A 16,385-nucleotide genomic window follows, 5' to 3' on the forward strand; every position below is an offset into this window, starting at 1 on the left:
CCGCGCGGCCCGGTCGGCCTGCCGTCCACTGTCCGGACGCCGGGCACGGTCGTAGGCTGGCGGCCATGTCGACCCATGCCAAGCGTGAACGACTTCTGCTCGCCGACCTGTTGGAGGCCGCGGGCCCCGAGGCCCCGACTCTCTGCGAGGGCTGGACCGCCCGCGATCTCGCGGCCCACGTGGTGGTGCGCGAGCGCCGCCCGGACGCCGCGGGCGGCAGCTTCGTCAAGCAGCTCTCCTCCCGGCTCGAACGGGTGCAGGGCGAGTTCGCCGAGAAGCCGTACGAGGAACTGATCCAGCTGATCCGTACGGGCCCGCCGCGGTTCTCCCCGTTCTCCCTCAAGCAGCTCGACGAGGCGGCGAACGTCGTCGAGTTCTACGTGCACACCGAGGACGTGCGCCGCGCGCAGCCCGACTGGTCGCCGCGCGAGCTCGACCCGGTCTTCTCCGACGTGCTCTGGTCGCGCCTGGAGCGGATGGCGCGGGTGATGGGCCGCAAGGCGCCCGTCGGCCTGGTGCTGCGCCGCCCGGACGGGCAGACGGCGGTCGCGCACCGCGGCACGCCCGTGGTGACGGTCACCGGGGAGCCGTCGGAGCTGCTGATGTACGCGTTCGGCCGGCAGGAGGCGGCGAACGTGGAGCTGGAGGGCGACAAGGCGGCGATCGCCACGCTCAGCGAGACGAAGCAGCTGGGGCTGTAGCAGGCTCGTACGCATACGCGTACGAGCCACAGGAAAGGCCCCCATGATCAAGCTCGCCATGACCAGTGTCTACGTCGACGACGTGGCGAAGGCCCGCGCCTTCTACACGGACGTGCTGGGGTTCGAGACCCGCACCGACATCGACCTCGGCGACGGGACGCTCTTCGTGACGGTGGGCGCGGCCGGTGCCCAGGAGGACGTCGAGCTCCTCCTGGAGCCCGGCCAGGGGCCGATCGCGGAGCCGTACCGCGCGGCCCTGCGCGAGGCGGGCCTGCCGGTGATCGTCTTCTCCGTGGACGATGTCACGGCGGAGCACGAGCGCATGGAGAAGCTGGGGGTGCGGTTCACCCAGGGGCCGCAGGAGGAGGGCCCGATGATCACGGCGGTGCTCGACGACACGGTGGGCAACTATGTGCAGTTGATGCAGCCGGTCGCCAAGTAAGCGGCTTCTCTACGGGAGTTCGGCGCGCCGGAGCGGTCCCGACGCCAGGGCGACGGCGCCGCCCAGCGCGCAGACTCCGGCACACACCGCGAAGACGACGCCGGTCCCCCACTCCTGTACGGCCCAGCCGACGACGGGGAACGTGAGCGGGGCGACGCCGAAGCTGACCAGGGTGGAGGCCGAGGTGACGCGGCCGATGTAGGCGGGGCCCGCGTACGTCTGGAGCAGGGCGCCGCTGAGCGTTCCCGCGAGGCCGACGAGCAGTCCGACGGCGAGCGCCGCGCCGACCGCGCCCCACAGCGTCGGCACCTGCGCGAGGGCGGCGATCGCCGTGGACCCGGTGACGGCGACGACACCGGTGACCAGGCCGGCCCGGGGCACCCGGCCGCGCACGGTCACCAGAAGCGCGGCGACCCCGGCGCCGACGCCGAATCCGGCGAGGGCGAGCCCCATGCCGGCCGAGCCCCAGCCGCGCTCGCGGGCGAGGAGGGTGAGGCCGAGGTTCATCGGTCCTACGAAACCCAGGTCGCCGAGGGCGATGCACAGGACGAGGGGGCGAAGGACCGGATGGCGGGCGATGTACCGCATTCCGTCGCGGAGTTCGGCTCCGACGGCGCCGCGCTTGCACCCCTCCTCCGGCATCGGCGCGTGCAGGCGGACGGTGAGCAGCAGCGGCAGGGACGCGCCGATGAGGAGCGCGGCGAGGCCGAAGGAGCCCGCGGTGCCGCCGAGCGCGATGCCGAGTCCGCCGAGGGGGCCGCCGAGCACGTTGGCGAGGCGGGTGGCGAGGGCGCGCAGGCCCTGGACGCGGGCGAGTTGGGCGCGTGCGGCGATGCGGCTCGGCAGGGCCCCCGCGGCGGGCAGGAAGACGGCGTCGACGATGCCGAAGACGACGGCCACGGCGCCCAGGGCCCACAGGCCGGGGCTGGTGGCGAGCAGCATCACGGCCGCGGCCACGACGAGCACGGCGCGCACCGCGCTGCTGCCGATCACGACGCGGCGCGGCCCGTACCGGTCGGCGACGACGCCGCCGCCCAGCATGAGGACGGCGCGCGGCACGGCGCTGACGGCGGTGACGACGCCGGCCTGGGCGGGGGTCCCCTGCTGCACGGCCGCCCAGGACAGGGCGACGTAGTAGACGTTGTCGCCGACGGCGGACGCGGTGTAGGCGCCGAGCCAGCGCAGGACGTTGCCGTCGCGATGGGCGGCGACGCCGTCGTCGACGGGCGGTATGCGTACGGCAGCTGAAGCCATCGCGGGGTGCCTCCTCAGCTCCCGGCGTTCCGGAACGGGAACGCGTACATGTGCACCGCGACGTTCTCCCGGCCCTCGGTGTCCCCGGCGGCGTCGGCGGCCCGGCCGTCCTCCTCGTAGCGGCGCAGGAGAGCGCGCATCTCCCGTACGAGCTCGGTGAGTTCGGCGGCGGTCAGGCGCAGCATCGACTCGGACGACTCGTGGGCCGTGGCCCAGGCGTCCTCCCAGGTGATCCGCTCGTCGAGGAAGCGGCGGTACATGGCGGCGCGCTGCTCGAAGAAGAGGCGGCTCGCCGCGGTGTGGGCTGCGGCCTTCTCGGGGGCGTCGCGGAAGTCGGCGTCGCGGATCTCGACACCTTCCGACGCGGGCTGCCACCAGCGCTCCCGGGCGTCCGCGCGCTGCGGCTCGGCCTGCTCGATGAGGCCGTGCTCGGCGAGTTTGCGCAGGTGGTAGCTGACGAGCGCGACGGCTTCGTCGACCTGCTCGGCGAGCTGCGAGGCGGTGGCGACGCGGCGCAGGGACAGCTCGCGGTAGAGCTGGGCGCGCACGGGGTGGGCCAGCGCCTTGAGGGTGCCGACGTCGGTGATGCGGCGGTCGCGCTCTTTGTCTGCCATGACACCACCGTAGATACGAAAGAAAACTTGCGCAATATAAATTGCGCAAGTTCTGTTGCACATGGCGGCGCGGGCCCCTACCGGAGCTGCCGGTGCGCGCTCAGGGCGAGACCCAGTTCCACCAGGTCCGCGGGACGGGTCAGGCTGCGGCCCGTGAGCTGTTCGCAGCGGCGCAGGCGGTTGAGGACGGTGTTGCGGTGACAGTAGAGGCGGGTGGCGGCGCGCTGGGCCGAGCCGTCGCAGTCCAGCCAGGCCGTCAGGGTGTCGAGCAGGACCGTCGCGTCGGCGGGCGGCAGCGCGAGCAGCGGGCCGAGGACCCGGTCGACGAGGATGCGGCCGAGCGCGGGGGCGCCCGCGACGAGGGCGGCGGGCAGTTCGTCGTCGAGCAGGACGGTGCCGCCCGCGGCGGGGCTGATGCGCAGCGCGGTCTCGGCCAGGCGGCGGGCGGTGCCGACGGCGGCGAGTCCGTCGACAGCGGGGCTGACCCCGGCCCGCCCGGTCGCCGACTCTCGCAGCGCGGCGGCGAGTTGGCCGGGGTCGAGGTCGCCCAGGGCGACGATGCCCAGCTCGGTGTCGGCGCCGCGCTGCCAGACCGCGCGGACCGCGCCCGGCAGCGCGGGCGGCGCGCCCCGGCCGCCCGCGACGACCACCACCGCGTACCGGCCGCGTTCGGGCAGGCCGAGCGCGGCGGCGGCCTCGGGCAGGTCGGCGACGCGGATGGCGCCGTCGAGGAGCGCGGCGGCCAGCAGGCGGCGCCGGTTCCCGCGGCGCCAGGTCAGTTCACGTTCGGCCTCCCGGTAGGCGTCGGCGACGCAGGCGCAGTGGTCGTCGACGAAGTTCCACACGTCGGCGGCGAGGTGGACCAGGAGATGCGCGTCCTCGGGGTGGCGCAGGGTCACCTCGTCGACGAGGGACTGCCAGACCAGGGCGCCGCCGAGCCGGAAGGCGTGCAGCACCGCGTCGAGCGGGACGCCGCTCGCCGCACGGTCGGCGCCGATCCGGGCGGAGCAGGCGCGGGCGGCGGCGCGGGAGCGGGCCGGGTCGAGGAGGGAGTCGATGCTGTGCCGCAGGGAGCGGCGGATCTCGGCGCGCACCTCGGCGGGGTCGGCGTCGATCGCGGCACGGTAGGCGGGCTCCCGCGCGTACAGGTCGGCGGTCAACCGGTCGGTGAGCGCGGCGAGTTGACCGATCAGGGGCAGCGCGGCGCGGCGCAGCACGGCGACGGCGTCCGGTCCGGCGCCGGCGTCGGTGGGGCGCGTGCGGGGGCGGGGGCGTACGAGGTGCGCAGCGGGCATGACGGTCCTCCACGGGTCGACTCGCGCCCGCAGAATGACATACCGTCCGGTCGGTCTCTAGGGTTCGGGAGAAAGCCGCAGGTGAGAGGGGTCGTGATCAGGAGTGCGCGGCCGCCTGTTCCGCACGGTCGACGAGGCGGGCCAGCTCCACCCGGGAGCGGACGCCGAGCTGCGCGAACACGTTGCGCAGATGGTGGTCGACGGTGCGGGGGCTCACCGAGAGATGCCGGGCGACCTCGCGGTTGGTGGCACCGTCCGCGACGCAGCGGGCGATCCGCAGTTGCTGCGGGGTCAACTCGCTCAGCACGCCGGGGGGTTCGCGGTGCGCGGGGGCCTCCTCCCCCGTGGCCCGCAGTTCGGCCGCGGTCTGCGCGGCCCAGACGGCCGCGCCGCACCGCTCGAAGGCGACGAGCGCGTCGCGCAGCAGTACGCGGGCGCGGGCGGGCCTGCGGGCGCGGCGCAGCCACTTGCCGTAGAGGGCGGCGGTGCGGGCCCGCTCGAAGTCCCCGCCGGTGCGGTCGTAGTGGGCCAGGGCCTCGCCGAACAGCTCGTCGGAGGGGTTCAACAGGGCGATGCAGCGGGCGAGTTGGGCCGGGGCCTGGGGGTCGTGACGCCGCTCGGTCCAGACGGTGAACTCGGTGACGGCGCCGCGCACCGAGCCGGTCGCGCAGGCCTCGCCCGCGAGCACCGCCGCCTCGACGAAGCACGGCACGGCGAGCATCCGCACCGCGAAGTGCCCGCACCGGGGCCCGGGCCGCACCAGCGGGCCGAGCCGGGCCGCCGCCTGTGCGGCCCGGCCGCGGGCCAGGTCGGCGCGGGCCAGCGCCCACTGGGCGAGGGTCGCGGCCTGCGCGAGGCCGTGCCGGGCGGCGATGTCCTGCGCGGCCCCGGCGTGCTGGGCGACGGCCGCCGCGTCGCTGTCGAGGGAGGCGACGAGGGCGAGGATCGCGTGCTGGTGGGCGAGGACGTTGCGCTGCCCCGTGGCGAGCGCGGCGCGCAGTCCTTCCTCGGCGTGGGCGCGGGCCCGCGCGTGCCGGCCCGCGCGCAGCTCCCCGTACGCCAGCAGTTCCAGGGCGCGCGGGAGTTCGGCCTCCGCGTGCCCGGCGCGGGCGGCGGCGAGGGCCCGGCTGCCGGTGCGGCAGGCGGCGTCGACGTCCCCGGCGACGAGGGCGGCGGCCCCGGCCCGCAGCAGGGCGTCCGGGTCGCGCTCCGACGCGGCCCGCGCGACGACCCGGCGCAGCGCGACCCGTGCGGGCCCGTACCGCTCACCGAGGGAGGCGGACATGCCGAGGCGGTAGTCGCGGTCGGCGTCGGGCTCGGGCGCCCTGCCGCGGGCAAGGGCCGCCGCCTCCTGGTAGGCGGCCATGTCGCCGAGGGCCCAGGACGCCTCGGCCGCGGCGAGCCGGGCCGGGAGCGCGAGGGGCGGCGGGCAGAGCCGGGTCGCGAGGAGCAGGGACTCGCGGGCATCGGCCACGGGCCCGTCGCGCAGCGCGAGCAGGCCGTGCACCAGGGCGGCCCGCCCGCGCACGGCGTCGCCGCACGCCGACTCGGCGGCCGCGTCGAGGAGTTCGCGGGCGCGCGCCGGGCGTCCGGCGAGCCGGGCCTGGTCGGCGGCGTCGGTCAGTCGCAGCGCGCGCTCGTCGGGGGCCGCGGTGAGCGCCGCCGCGTGGGCGAGAGCGGTGGCCCGCTCCCCGTGCGGCGGCCCCGGCTCCCCCGCGGCAGCGGCCAGTCGGGCCCCGAGCCGCTCGTCGGGGTACGGGGCCGCGAGCGCCTCGTGCAACAGTGCGGCGAGCCGCTGCCGCTCCCCCGTGGCGGCAGCGGCGGCTTCGGCGAGCATCCGGTGCGCGACCCGGCGGCGGGCGGGCGGCGCCGCCTCGTACCGCGTGCGCCGGTCGGGGAGGCGCAGCCGGCCGTCGGGGGTGCGCTCAAGGCCGGCCCGCTCGGCGGCGTCCAGGGCGTCGGCGCCGAGACCCGCCGCGGCGGCGGCCCGCAGCACGAGTCCGCCGTCGGCGCCAGGACCCTCGGGGTCGCTCTCGTACGCGGCGGCGGTCAGCATCAGCACGTCTGACGCGGTCATTCCCGTCACGGTAGGAGCGAAGTCCCGTACGCGGAACGCCGGTTGGGCCAGAACCCAACCGACGTCGCACGACGCTGTACCGGCGCACAGATCAGGAGGTGTGCGGGCAGTTCCCCCGGTACTCGTCGATCGTGAGGCTCGGGCGCGGCAGCGGGCAGAGGAACTGCTCGTACCGGGTGTCGTTGTCGATGAAGCGCTTCAGCCACGAAATGCTGTACTTCGCGATCGTCGTGTTGGACGAGTTGGGCGTGAAGTGCGTGGCGCCGTTCAGCTCCAGGTACGCCTTGTCGAGCGATCCCGGCAGGCTCTCGTAGAACGGTTCGGAGTGGGTGGCGACCGGGGCGATCGTGTCGCCGTCCGCGCCCACGACGAGCGTCGGCGTCTGGATCTCGGGCCAGGTCTTGTCGAGGTTCCAGCCGGTGAGGGGTATCGCGGCCTGGAGCGAGGGGCGGCTCTTGGCGGCTTCCAGCGTGCCGCCGCCGCCCATCGAGTGGCCCATGACGCCGAGCCTGCTCGTGTCGATGCGGCCGCGCACGGAGCTCTGCTGCGTCAAGTAGTCAAGTGCGGCGAGGAGTTGGCGGCCACGGCTGTCGGGCTGGTCGAGCGTGGTGTTGGTGTCGATGGTGAAGACGACGAAGCCCTGCGAGGCGAGGCGCGGGCCGAGCCAGGCGATCGACGACTGGTACGCGGTGTAGCCGGGCGAGATCGCGACGGCGCCGAACGTGCCGTCGGCCGTCGACGTCGGGTAGTAGATCGTGCCGCCGCCGAAGCCGCTGACGCTCAGCGACGACACGGTGGTCTGCGAGACGGCGTACGGGCCGCGCGACGCCTCGATGCTGGACACGGTCGGGGCGGGGCCGCGCTCGTAGGGGTTGTCGGCGGCGTGTGCCGTCAGCGCCTGCGTCGTGACGAGGCCGCCGGCCGCGAGGGCGGCGGCAAGTACCGTACGGATCAGGCGGGTTCGCAGGGTGGTCGCGGCTCGTCGGGCGTGCACGGGGGATGCCGCACTGCTGTGCTGCTGCACGATGACGCGTTCCTCTCGCCGAGGCGGCGTCCGTCCCGGGACGCCACCGCTGTCAGTGACAGCGGTAAAGCTCCCGCGGGATGAGCCCCACGCGCATCGGCGAAATCACCGGTCCCGTACGGCAGTCGAGGCCACGCGAAAGGGCCCCGACCGCGGTCGGGGCCCCTCGCACGGAAAAGCGGTCAGCGCACCGGGTGTCCGGCCGTGCGCAGCGCCTGCTTCACCTCGCCGATCCGCAGATCGCCGAAGTGGAACACGGACGCGGCAAGGACCGCGTCGGCCCCGGCCGCGACGGCCGGCGCGAAGTGATCGAGGCGGCCGGCGCCGCCGGAGGCGATCACCGGGACGGTCACGTGCTTGCGGACGGCCTCGATCATCTCGATGTCGTAGCCGTCCTTGGTGCCGTCGGCGTCCATCGAGTTGAGCAGGATCTCGCCCGCGCCCAACTCGGCTGCCTGGTGCGCCCATTCGACGGCGTCGATGCCCGCGGACTTCCGGCCGCCGTGCGTCGTGACCTCGAAGGACCCCGACTCGGTGCGGCGCGCGTCCACGGACAGGACGAGCACCTGCCGGCCGAACCGCTCGGCGATCTCGCGGATGAGGTCGGGCCGGCCGATCGCGGCGGTGTTGACGCCGACCTTGTCCGCGCCCGCGCGCAGCAGCTTGTCGACGTCCTCCGCCGTGCGCACGCCGCCGCCGACCGTGAGCGGGATGAAGACCTGCTCGGCGGTGCGGCGCACCACGTCGTACGTGGTCTCGCGGTTGCCGGACGACGCGGTGATGTCCAGGAACGTCAACTCGTCGGCGCCCTCGGCGTCGTACACCTTCGCCATCTCGACGGGGTCGCCCGCGTCGCGCAGGTTCTGGAAGTTGACGCCCTTGACGACGCGACCGTTGTCGACGTCGAGGCAGGGGATGACTCGTACGGCGAGACTCATGATGCGCCGGCTCCTCGGTACGCCTCGACCTCCACCTCGACGACCAGCGACGGGTCGACGAAGCCGGAGACGATCAGCATGGACGCGGCGGGACGGACGGTGTCGAACAGCTCCTTGTGGGCCCTGCCGACCTCGTCCACGTCCCGGACGTGCGTGAGATACATACGGGTGCGGACGACGTCGTCGCGGGTCAGGCCCAGTTCGGCGAGCGCGTCGAACGCCACGGTGAACGCGTTGACCGCCTGCTCGTACGGGCCGCCCTCGGCGATGACGCCGTTGACGACGGAGGTGCAGCCGGAGACCAGGACGAGCCCGTTCGGCAGCTCGACGGCGCGCGCGTATCCGAAGGCCTCCTCCCAGGGAGCCCCGGACTGCACCCGGCGGACGGCGTCGCTGTCGCTCATGACGAGACCGCCGCGAGCGCCTCTTCAAGGGTGAACGCCTTGGCGTACAGCGCCTTGCCGACGATGGAGCCCTCGACGCCCAGCGGCACGAGCTCGGCGATGGCGCGCAGGTCGTCCAGGGAGGAGACGCCGCCGGAGGCGACGACCGGACGGTCCGTGGCCGCGCAGACGTTCTTCAGGAGCTCCAGGTTCGGGCCCTGGAGCGTGCCGTCCTTGGCGATGTCGGTGACGACGTAGCGGGCGCAGCCCTCGGCGTTGAGGCGCTCGAGCGTCTCGTAGAGGTCGCCGCCGTCGCGGGTCCAGCCGCGGCCGCGCAGCGTCGTGCCGCGCACGTCGAGACCGACCGCGATCTTGTCGCCGTGCTCGGCGATGACCTTGGCGACCCACTCGGGGGTCTCCAGGGCGGCGGTGCCGAGGTTCACGCGGGTGCAGCCGGTGGCGAGGGCGGCGGCGAGCGTGTCGTCGTCGCGGATGCCGCCGGACAGCTCCACCTTGATGTCCATGGCCTGGCTGACCTCGCGGATCAGGGCGCGGTTGTCGCCGGTGCCGAACGCGGCGTCCAGGTCGACCAGGTGCAGCCACTCGGCGCCGGCGTTCTGCCAGGCGAGGGCGGCTTCGAGCGGGGAGCCGTAGGACGTCTCGGAGCCGGACTCGCCGTGCACGAGGCGGACGGCCTGGCCGTCGCGGACGTCGACGGCGGGCAGGAGTTCAAGCTTGTTCACGGAGGTGCTCACAGCGTTCCGATCCAGTTCTTCAGCAGCTGGGCTCCGGCGTCGCCGGACTTCTCGGGGTGGAACTGCGTCGCCCACAGCGCGCCGTTCTCGACGGCGGCGACGAACGGCTCGCCGTGGGTGGCCCATGTGACCTTGGGGGAACGGATGGTGGGGTTGTGGGTCTCGAGCTCCCAGCGCCGCACCGCGTACGAGTGCACGAAGTAGTAGCGCTCGTCGGCGTCGAGACCGGCGAACAACTGGCTGTCCTCGGGCGCGCGCACGGTGTTCCAGCCCATGTGCGGGACGACGTCGGCCTTGAGCGGTTCGACGACGCCGGGCCACTCGTCGAGGCCCTCGGCCTCGACGCCGTGCTCGATACCGCGCGCGAACAGGATCTGCATGCCGACGCAGATGCCCATGACGGGACGCCCGCCGGACAGACGGCGGCCGACGATCCAGTCGCCGCGGGCGTCGGTGAGGCCCTTCATGCAGGCGGCGAAGGCACCGACGCCGGGCACGAGCAGCCCGTCCGCGTTCATGGCCTTGGCGAAGTCACGCGTTATCTCGACGTCGGCGCCCGTGCGGGCGAGGGCGCGCTCGGCGGAGCGCACGTTCCCGAAGCCGTAGTCGAAGACGACAACTTTCTTGGCAGTCATGGCAGTGGGTCAGTTCCAGTAGTCGAGCCGCAGCACGCCCGCGACCAGGCACAGGGCGGCGCTGATCGAGAGGAGCGTGATGAGGCTCTTGCCCATGCCCTGCTTGACGAACGAGTAGACGCCGCCGAGCAGGAAGAGGCCGAGGACGATGAGGACGGTCGCGAGGCCGTTCATGGCTAGAGGGCACCCTTCGTGGACGGGAGGATGCCGGCGGCGCGCGGGTCGCGCTCGCTCGCGTAGCGCAGGGCGCGGGCGAGGGCCTTGAACTGGCACTCCACGATGTGGTGCGCGTTGCGCCCGTACGGGACGTGCACGTGCAGGGCGATCTGCGCCTGCGCGACGAAGGACTCCAGGATGTGCCGGGTCATCGTCGTGTCGTACTCGCCGATCATCGGCGCCATCTTCTCGGGCTCGGTGTGCACGAGGTAGGGGCGGCCGGAGAGGTCGACGGTCACCTGGGCGAGGGACTCGTCGAGCGGGACGGTGCAGTTGCCGAAGCGGTAGATGCCGACCTTGTCGCCGAGCGCCTGCTTGAAGGCGGCGCCGAGGGCGAGGGCGGTGTCCTCGATGGTGTGGTGCGAGTCGATGTGCAGGTCGCCCTCGGTCTTGACCGTGAGGTCGAAGAGGCCGTGGCGGCCGAGCTGGTCGAGCATGTGGTCGTAGAAGCCGACCCCGGTCGACACGTCGACCTTGCCGCTCCCGTCGAGATCGATCTCGACGAGGACGGAGGTCTCCTTCGTCACGCGCTCAATACGTCCTACGCGGCTCATGCGCCGAACTCCTTCTTGACTTCACGGGCCGCGTCCAGGAACGCGTCGTTCTCCCCGGGGGTGCCGACGGACATCCGCAGGCGTCCCGGCACTCCGTTGTCGCGGATGAGGACACCGCGGTCGAGGATGAACTGCCAGACGGCATGCGGGTCTTCGAAGACACCGAACTGGATGAAGTTGGCGTCGGCGACGGTCACGTCGAAGCCGAGGCCCTTCAACTCGGCGACCACGCGGTCGCGTTCGGCCTTCAGCTGCTCCACGTACTGGAGCAGGGTGTCGGTGTACTCCAGGGCGGCGAGCGCCGTGGCCTGGTTGACGGCCGACAAGTGGTAGGGCAGGCGCACCAGTTGAACGGCGTCGACCACCGCCGGGTCGGCGGCGAGGTAGCCGAGCCGCAGCCCGGCCGCGCCGAACGCCTTGGACATGGTGCGCGAGATGACGAGGTTGGGCCGCCCGTCGAGCAGGGAGAGCAGCGAGTCGCCGTGGCTGAACTCGGTGTACGCCTCGTCGACGATCACCATCGCGTCCCGCCCGGCCGCCTCGTACAGCGCGAGGACGTCCTCGGCCGCCACCGCGTTACCGGTCGGGTTGTTGGGGCTGGTGATGAAGACGACGCTCGGCCTGTGCGTACGGATCGCCTCGATCGCACCCGGCACGTCCAGCGAGAAGTCCGGCAGGCGCGGGGCGCTGACCCAGCCGGTGTTGGTGCCGCGGGCGAGCAGCGGGTGCATCGAGTACGAGGGCTCGAAGCCGAGCGCCGTACGCCCCGGGCCGCCGAAGGCCTGGAGCAGCTGCTGGAGCACCTCGTTCGACCCGTTGGCCGCCCACACCTGCTCGTACGTGACCTCGTACCCGGTGGTCCTGGTCAGATACGCGGCGAGTCCGGTGCGCAGCTCGACCGCGTCCCGGTCCGGGTAGCGGTTGAGGTTCCTGGCCGCGTCCGCGACCCGCTCGGCGATCCGCCGCACGAGGGGCTCGGGCAGCGGATACGGGTTCTCGTTCGTGTTCAGCCGGACGGCGACGTCCAACTGCGGTGCTCCGTAAGGGGACTTGCCGCGCAGCTCGTCGCGGACGGGAAGGTCGTCCATGCCGGTCATACGGTGGGCACCTTCCATCCGAACCGGGCCTTGAGGGCGGCGCCGTGCGCGGGCAGGTCCTCGGCCTCCGAGAGGGTCACCACATGCCGGGTGATCTCGGCGAGGGCGTCGCGGCTGTAGTCCACGACGTGGATGCCGCGCAGGAAGGACTGCACGGACAGGCCCGAGGAGTGGCAGGCGCAGCCGCCGGTGGGCAGCACGTGGTTCGACCCGGCGGCGTAGTCGCCGAGCGAGACCGGGGCCCACGGGCCGACGAACACGGCGCCCGCGTTGCGCACCTTTTCGGCCACGGCGGCGGCGTCGGCGGTCTGGATCTCCAGGTGCTCGGCCCCGTACGCGTTCACGACGGCGAGTCCGTCCTCGACGGAGTCGACGAGGACGATCGCGGACTGCTTGCCGGTGAGCGCGGGGACGATCCGCTCCTCGCGGTGCTTGGCGACCGCGACCTGCGCTTCGAGCTCCTTGGCCACGCCGGCGGCGAGCTCCTCGGAGTCGGTGACGAGGACGGAGGCGGCGAGCGGGTCGTGCTCGGCCTGGCTGATCAGGTCGGCCGCGACGTGCACCGGGTCGGCGGTCGCGTCCGCGAGGACGGCGATCTCCGTCGGGCCCGCCTCGGAGTCGATGCCGATGACGCCGGTGAAGTAGCGCTTGGCGGCGGCCACCCAGATGTTGCCCGGGCCCATCACCATCGGCGCGGACGGGCAGGACTCGGTGCCGTACGCGAACATCGCGACGGCGGTGGCGCCGCCGGCCGCGTACACCTCGTCGACGCCGAGCAGCGCGCAGGCCGCCAGGATCGTCGGGTGCGGAAGGCCGCCGAAGTCGGCCTGGGCCGGGGAGGCGAGCGCGATCGAGGGGACCTCGGCCTCCTGCGCCGGGACCACATCCATGATCACGGAGGACGGGTAGACGGCACGGCCGCCGGGCGCGTACAGCCCGACGCGGTCGACCGGGACCCACTTCTCGGTGACGGTGCCACCGGGGACGACCTGCGTGGTCTCGGTCGTACGACGCTGAGCGCGGTGCACGATCCGGGCGCGCCGGATCGACTCCTCCAGGGCGGCGCGGACGGCCGGGTCGAGCGTCTCCAGGGCCTCGGCGATGGCCTCGGCCGGAACCCGGACGCTCTCCAGCTTCACACCGTCGAATTTCTCCGCGTACTCGATCAGCGCCGCGTCGCCGCGATGATGCACGTCCTCGCAGATCGGACGCACCTTGTCCAGGGCGGCCGAGACGTCGAAGTCGGCACGGGGCAGCAGCGAGCGCAGGGCCTGACCCTCGGGGAGGGCGGCGCCGCGCAGATCGATTCGAGAGATCACGCACCAATTCTCTCAGACGCGGGTTTGCCGTCGGCCGCCCGTATCAATGGCTGATACACGACCTGATCCGGCTCTCGTTCCGGCCCCGGAAGATGACCTTCACCACTAGCGTTCAGACGGTCACTCAGCGGGCATGAACAGTTGTACGAAACGTACGGGGAGGAAGAGCAGTCGTGGTCGACGGGACGGCGGCCGGCAACGGGAACGGGGATGTGCCGGACGGGCTGACCGCAGCGGAAGTCGGAATGTGGCAGGCGTTCCGGAATGGGAGCGTCTACGACCTCAGGGCCGGGGACTCGGCGGTGGACGACCCGCACGGCGGGCACGCGTGGGGCCCCGAGCGCAGCGTGCGGGCACGGATCGTGGCATGGCTCCTGCTCGCCGGGCCGCCCGCCCTGGACGGCCGGGTCTCCTCGCTCAAGCTCCAGGGCGTGCAGATCACGGATGTCCTCGATCTCGCGGGCGGGACGGTCGTCCCGTATGTCGAGATGAAGCAGTGCCGCTTCGAGAAGGAGGTGCTGCTGCCGGAGGCGCACTTCACGACGGTGCGGCTCGTCGACTGCTCGGTGCCGCGCCTGGAGGGCGCCCGGGTGCACACCGAGGGCGATCTGCACCTCCCCCGCTGCCGCTTCCACAGCGGGATCCGGCTCACCGACGCCCACATAGGCACGGACCTGCTGCTCAACCAGGCCGTCGTGTTCCGCGACCGGCGCGGCAAGTCGATCATGGCGGACGGGATGTCGGTCGGGCAGGACCTCCAGGCCGAGATGCTGGAGACGCACGGCGAGATGAGCCTGCGCGGCGCGACGGTGGGCGTCTCGTTCTCGCTGCGCGGCAGCCTGCTCTCCAACACCCGCGGGCGGCTCGCCCTGAACGCCCCGCAGATGTCCGTCGAACGCACCCTCTACCTGACCCCGGCCGGCCTCGGGAACCCGCTCCAGACCAGCGGCTCCACCCCGGCCCGCGGCACCCGCGTCCAGCGCTTCACCTGCGTGGGCGGCATCCGGCTCGACGACGGGCGCTTCGGTGACGCCATCGACCTCGAATCGGCGCGCTTCACCCTGGAGAACGACCAGGAGATCTCGCTGCGCCGCGTGCAGACCCCCGAACTGCGCTTCCTCGGCGAGAAGCCGCAGCGCGGGCGGGTCGTCCTGTCCGGCGCGAAGGTCGTCAACCTGATCGACAAGTCGACGAGCTGGCCGGGGCCCGGGCAGTTACGGGTGGGCGGATTCCAGTACGAGAACCTGATCCCGTTCGGCTCGTTCCCGCTCACCCGGCGCCTGGACTGGATCGCGGCGGCGACCCCCGAGTACAACCCGGAGCCGTACGAGCGTCTCGCCACGGTCCTGCGCAACAGCGGCGAGGACGCCGACGCCCGCGAGGTGCTCCTCGCCAAGCAGCGCCGGCGCCGCGAGACGCTGCCGTTCGCGGCGAAGACATGGGGTGTCATCCAGGACTGGACGGTGGCCTACGGGTACCGGCCGGGCCGGGCGGCGGTGTGGATGGCGGTGCTCTGGGCGGTCAGCGCGGTGGCGTTCAGCCATGCCGACCACCCCCGGGTGAAGCCGGGCGAGGGCCCGCACTGGGACGCGGCCCTGTTCACCCTCGACCTCCTCCTCCCGGTGATCGACCTCGGCCAGTCCGCCAGCTGGCAACTGCGCGGCGGCTGGCAGTGGCTCGCGGCGGTCCTGGTCCTCCTGGGCTGGATCCTGGCCACAACAGTGGCAGCCGGAGCCACCCGCCTCCTCCGCAGAAGCTGACCCGACCACAGCTTCCCATCCGCCCTCGGGCACCCTCAGCCTTGGGCAATCTGCCGCCTGGGGCGGCAGGGTGGGCAAGGCGGCTCCCCAGCGCCGCCGCACCGCTCCATCAGGCCCGCCACCCCGGCACAGCGAACCCACCCCCGCGTCACACTTACAGAGGACCCCGGCCCCGACCCCGCCGACCAGAACCCGTCCCACCCGAAACATTCCAGCCCCCACACGCAACCATCCGCCCCCGTCACCCGTCATTCCTGCGCGACCGACGATTCCCCCCGCCCGCAGAGGAGGCCCGAACCATGCCGCTCCTGCGCGCCCTCATCCGCACAGCCCGCATGATCCGCCACACCGGCTCCCTGGCCGAAGGCCTCCCCCCGGACGACGAGGTCCTCCTCGACGCCCCCGACGCCCGCCTCGCCCCGGCCCTCGTCGCCGCCGGCACCGGCGACCCCGGCCCCGTCGCCAAGGTCCTCGCCCACACCCGCGAAGCCGCCGAGTGGGAGAACCGGGACCGCTACATCCAGCGCCTCGCCGCCTTCGCCACCCACCGCACCGAGTGGTTCGAGACCTGGCAGCACAGCTCCCCCCACGACCCCGACCTGCTCCTGGTCAAGGCCGAACTCGCGGTGAGCCGCGCCTTCGCGTCCCCGGCCCGCGCCGAGCTCCTGCGCGACGTCACCCCGCTGATCCTCGCCGCGTCCGACGCGGACTCCGGCGACCCGGTGCCCTGGCGCGTGGCGCTCGACCACGCCCGCGGCACGAACGCCCCGCACACCGCGTTCGAGGCCCTGTGGTCGCAGGCGGTGCGCCGCTCCCCGCACCACTACGGCTGCCACGTGTCGGCACTTCAGTACCTGTCGGCCGCCTGGTACGGCTCGCACGCCGAGTGCTTCGACTTCGCCGAGCGCGCCGCGCAGGACGCCCTGCCCGGCTCCCTCCTCAAGGCCCTGCCGGCCCGCGCCGCCCTCGCGTATCTGACGACGACCGCGCCTCCCACCGCGCACGGCGTCCCCCGCAGCCGCCTCGACGCCGCCGCCGACCTCGCGATCGAACTGTCCCGCGCGTACGACGCCGCGGACCCGTGGCCCGCCGAGGTGCGCAACGTACTGACCTGCGTGCTGACCGAACTGGAGCGCTGGCCGGACGCCCTGGAGCAGCTGCGCCTCATCGGCCCGTACGCGACCACGTTCCCCTGGGACCGGGTCTCGGACGACCCGCTGGGCCGGTTTCTGGAGCTGCGCGACACCGTGCGCCTGGAGGTCGCGGCGGCCCTGCCGCTGCGCGGCGGACCCGGCGCGTCCGGCGACCATTACGCTTGACC

The 16,385-nt window shown here is 73.2% G+C and carries 17 protein-coding genes; 4 read left to right on the forward strand and 13 right to left on the reverse strand.

Annotated features, from left to right (window positions below; genetic code table 11):
- The first annotated feature begins 65 nt into the window (after window positions 1-65).
- Window positions 66-701 carry a TIGR03085 family metal-binding protein gene (locus AB0L37_RS13640; protein ID WP_365503959.1) on the forward strand — a complete coding sequence of 212 codons (636 nt, stop codon included), beginning with the start codon at window positions 66-68 and terminating at the stop codon, window positions 699-701.
- Window positions 702-744: 43 nt separating this feature from the next.
- Window positions 745-1,143: a VOC family protein gene (locus AB0L37_RS13645; RefSeq protein ID WP_365503961.1), complete on the forward strand. Its 399-nt coding sequence runs from the start codon at window positions 745-747 to the stop codon at window positions 1,141-1,143.
- Window positions 1,144-1,152: 9 nt separating this feature from the next.
- Here the strand turns inward: AB0L37_RS13645 and AB0L37_RS13650 are convergent, their stop codons facing one another.
- The 13 genes from AB0L37_RS13650 to hisD form a co-directional block, all read right to left on the reverse strand.
- Window positions 1,153-2,397, reverse strand: a complete 1,245-nt coding sequence (locus AB0L37_RS13650; RefSeq protein ID WP_365503963.1) for an MFS transporter — start codon at window positions 2,395-2,397, stop codon at window positions 1,153-1,155.
- Window positions 2,398-2,411: 14 nt separating this feature from the next.
- The gene (locus AB0L37_RS13655; RefSeq protein WP_365503965.1) at window positions 2,412-3,011 is read right to left on the reverse strand and encodes a helix-turn-helix domain-containing protein; all 600 of its coding nucleotides are present in this window, start codon (window positions 3,009-3,011) and stop codon (window positions 2,412-2,414) included.
- Window positions 3,012-3,088: 77 nt separating this feature from the next.
- Window positions 3,089-4,306 carry a helix-turn-helix domain-containing protein gene (locus AB0L37_RS13660; RefSeq protein WP_365503967.1) on the reverse strand — a complete coding sequence of 406 codons (1,218 nt, stop codon included), beginning with the start codon at window positions 4,304-4,306 and terminating at the stop codon, window positions 3,089-3,091.
- A gap of 97 nt (window positions 4,307-4,403) precedes the next feature.
- A complete protein-coding gene (locus tag AB0L37_RS13665) occupies window positions 4,404-6,383 on the reverse strand; it encodes a helix-turn-helix transcriptional regulator (protein WP_365503969.1) in 1,980 nt (659 codons plus the stop codon).
- Window positions 6,384-6,474: 91 nt separating this feature from the next.
- Complete coding sequence (locus AB0L37_RS13670) at window positions 6,475-7,377, reverse strand: dienelactone hydrolase family protein (RefSeq protein WP_365504245.1); 903 nt, start codon at window positions 7,375-7,377, stop codon at window positions 6,475-6,477.
- 212 nt (window positions 7,378-7,589) lie between these two features.
- A complete protein-coding gene (gene hisF, locus AB0L37_RS13675; RefSeq protein WP_365503971.1) occupies window positions 7,590-8,345 on the reverse strand; it encodes an imidazole glycerol phosphate synthase subunit HisF in 756 nt (251 codons plus the stop codon).
- Complete coding sequence (locus AB0L37_RS13680) at window positions 8,342-8,749, reverse strand: RidA family protein (protein WP_365503973.1); 408 nt, start codon at window positions 8,747-8,749, stop codon at window positions 8,342-8,344. Before AB0L37_RS13680 ends, hisF begins: the two co-directional genes overlap by 4 nt.
- Window positions 8,746-9,471 (reverse strand): bifunctional 1-(5-phosphoribosyl)-5-((5-phosphoribosylamino)methylideneamino)imidazole-4-carboxamide isomerase/phosphoribosylanthranilate isomerase PriA, encoded by a 726-nt coding sequence (priA, locus tag AB0L37_RS13685; RefSeq protein ID WP_365504247.1) that lies wholly within the window; start codon window positions 9,469-9,471, stop codon window positions 8,746-8,748. Before priA ends, AB0L37_RS13680 begins: the two co-directional genes overlap by 4 nt.
- 8 nt (window positions 9,472-9,479) lie before the next feature.
- Complete coding sequence (gene hisH, locus AB0L37_RS13690; protein ID WP_365503975.1) at window positions 9,480-10,118, reverse strand: imidazole glycerol phosphate synthase subunit HisH; 639 nt, start codon at window positions 10,116-10,118, stop codon at window positions 9,480-9,482.
- Between the two features lie 9 nt (window positions 10,119-10,127).
- Window positions 10,128-10,292: a hypothetical protein gene (locus AB0L37_RS13695; RefSeq protein WP_338695599.1), complete on the reverse strand. Its 165-nt coding sequence runs from the start codon at window positions 10,290-10,292 to the stop codon at window positions 10,128-10,130.
- A 2-nt stretch (window positions 10,293-10,294) separates the two neighbouring features.
- Entirely contained in the window at window positions 10,295-10,888 is a 594-nt protein-coding gene (gene hisB, locus AB0L37_RS13700) for an imidazoleglycerol-phosphate dehydratase HisB (RefSeq protein WP_026246354.1), read from the reverse strand.
- Complete coding sequence (locus AB0L37_RS13705) at window positions 10,885-11,985, reverse strand: histidinol-phosphate transaminase (protein ID WP_365503978.1); 1,101 nt, start codon at window positions 11,983-11,985, stop codon at window positions 10,885-10,887. The genes hisB and AB0L37_RS13705 overlap by 4 nt, the downstream gene beginning before the upstream one ends.
- Window positions 11,982-13,304: a histidinol dehydrogenase gene (gene hisD / locus AB0L37_RS13710; RefSeq protein WP_365503980.1), complete on the reverse strand. Its 1,323-nt coding sequence runs from the start codon at window positions 13,302-13,304 to the stop codon at window positions 11,982-11,984. Before hisD ends, AB0L37_RS13705 begins: the two co-directional genes overlap by 4 nt.
- 245 nt (window positions 13,305-13,549) lie before the next feature.
- Here hisD and AB0L37_RS13715 point away from each other — a divergent pair, with 245 nt between their 5' ends.
- Together AB0L37_RS13715 and AB0L37_RS13720 are read left to right on the forward strand one after the other, a co-directional pair.
- The gene (locus tag AB0L37_RS13715) at window positions 13,550-15,064 is read left to right on the forward strand and encodes an oxidoreductase (RefSeq protein WP_365504249.1); all 1,515 of its coding nucleotides are present in this window, start codon (window positions 13,550-13,552) and stop codon (window positions 15,062-15,064) included.
- 299 nt (window positions 15,065-15,363) lie between these two features.
- On the forward strand, window positions 15,364-16,383 hold the full coding sequence (locus AB0L37_RS13720) for a hypothetical protein (protein WP_365503982.1): 1,020 nt from the start codon (window positions 15,364-15,366) through the stop codon (window positions 16,381-16,383).
- The last annotated feature ends 2 nt before the right edge of the window (window positions 16,384-16,385 follow it).

The sequence above is a fragment of the Streptomyces sp. NPDC052225 genome (assembly GCF_040679615.1).
Classification (GTDB): Bacteria; Actinomycetota; Actinomycetes; order Streptomycetales; family Streptomycetaceae; genus Streptomyces.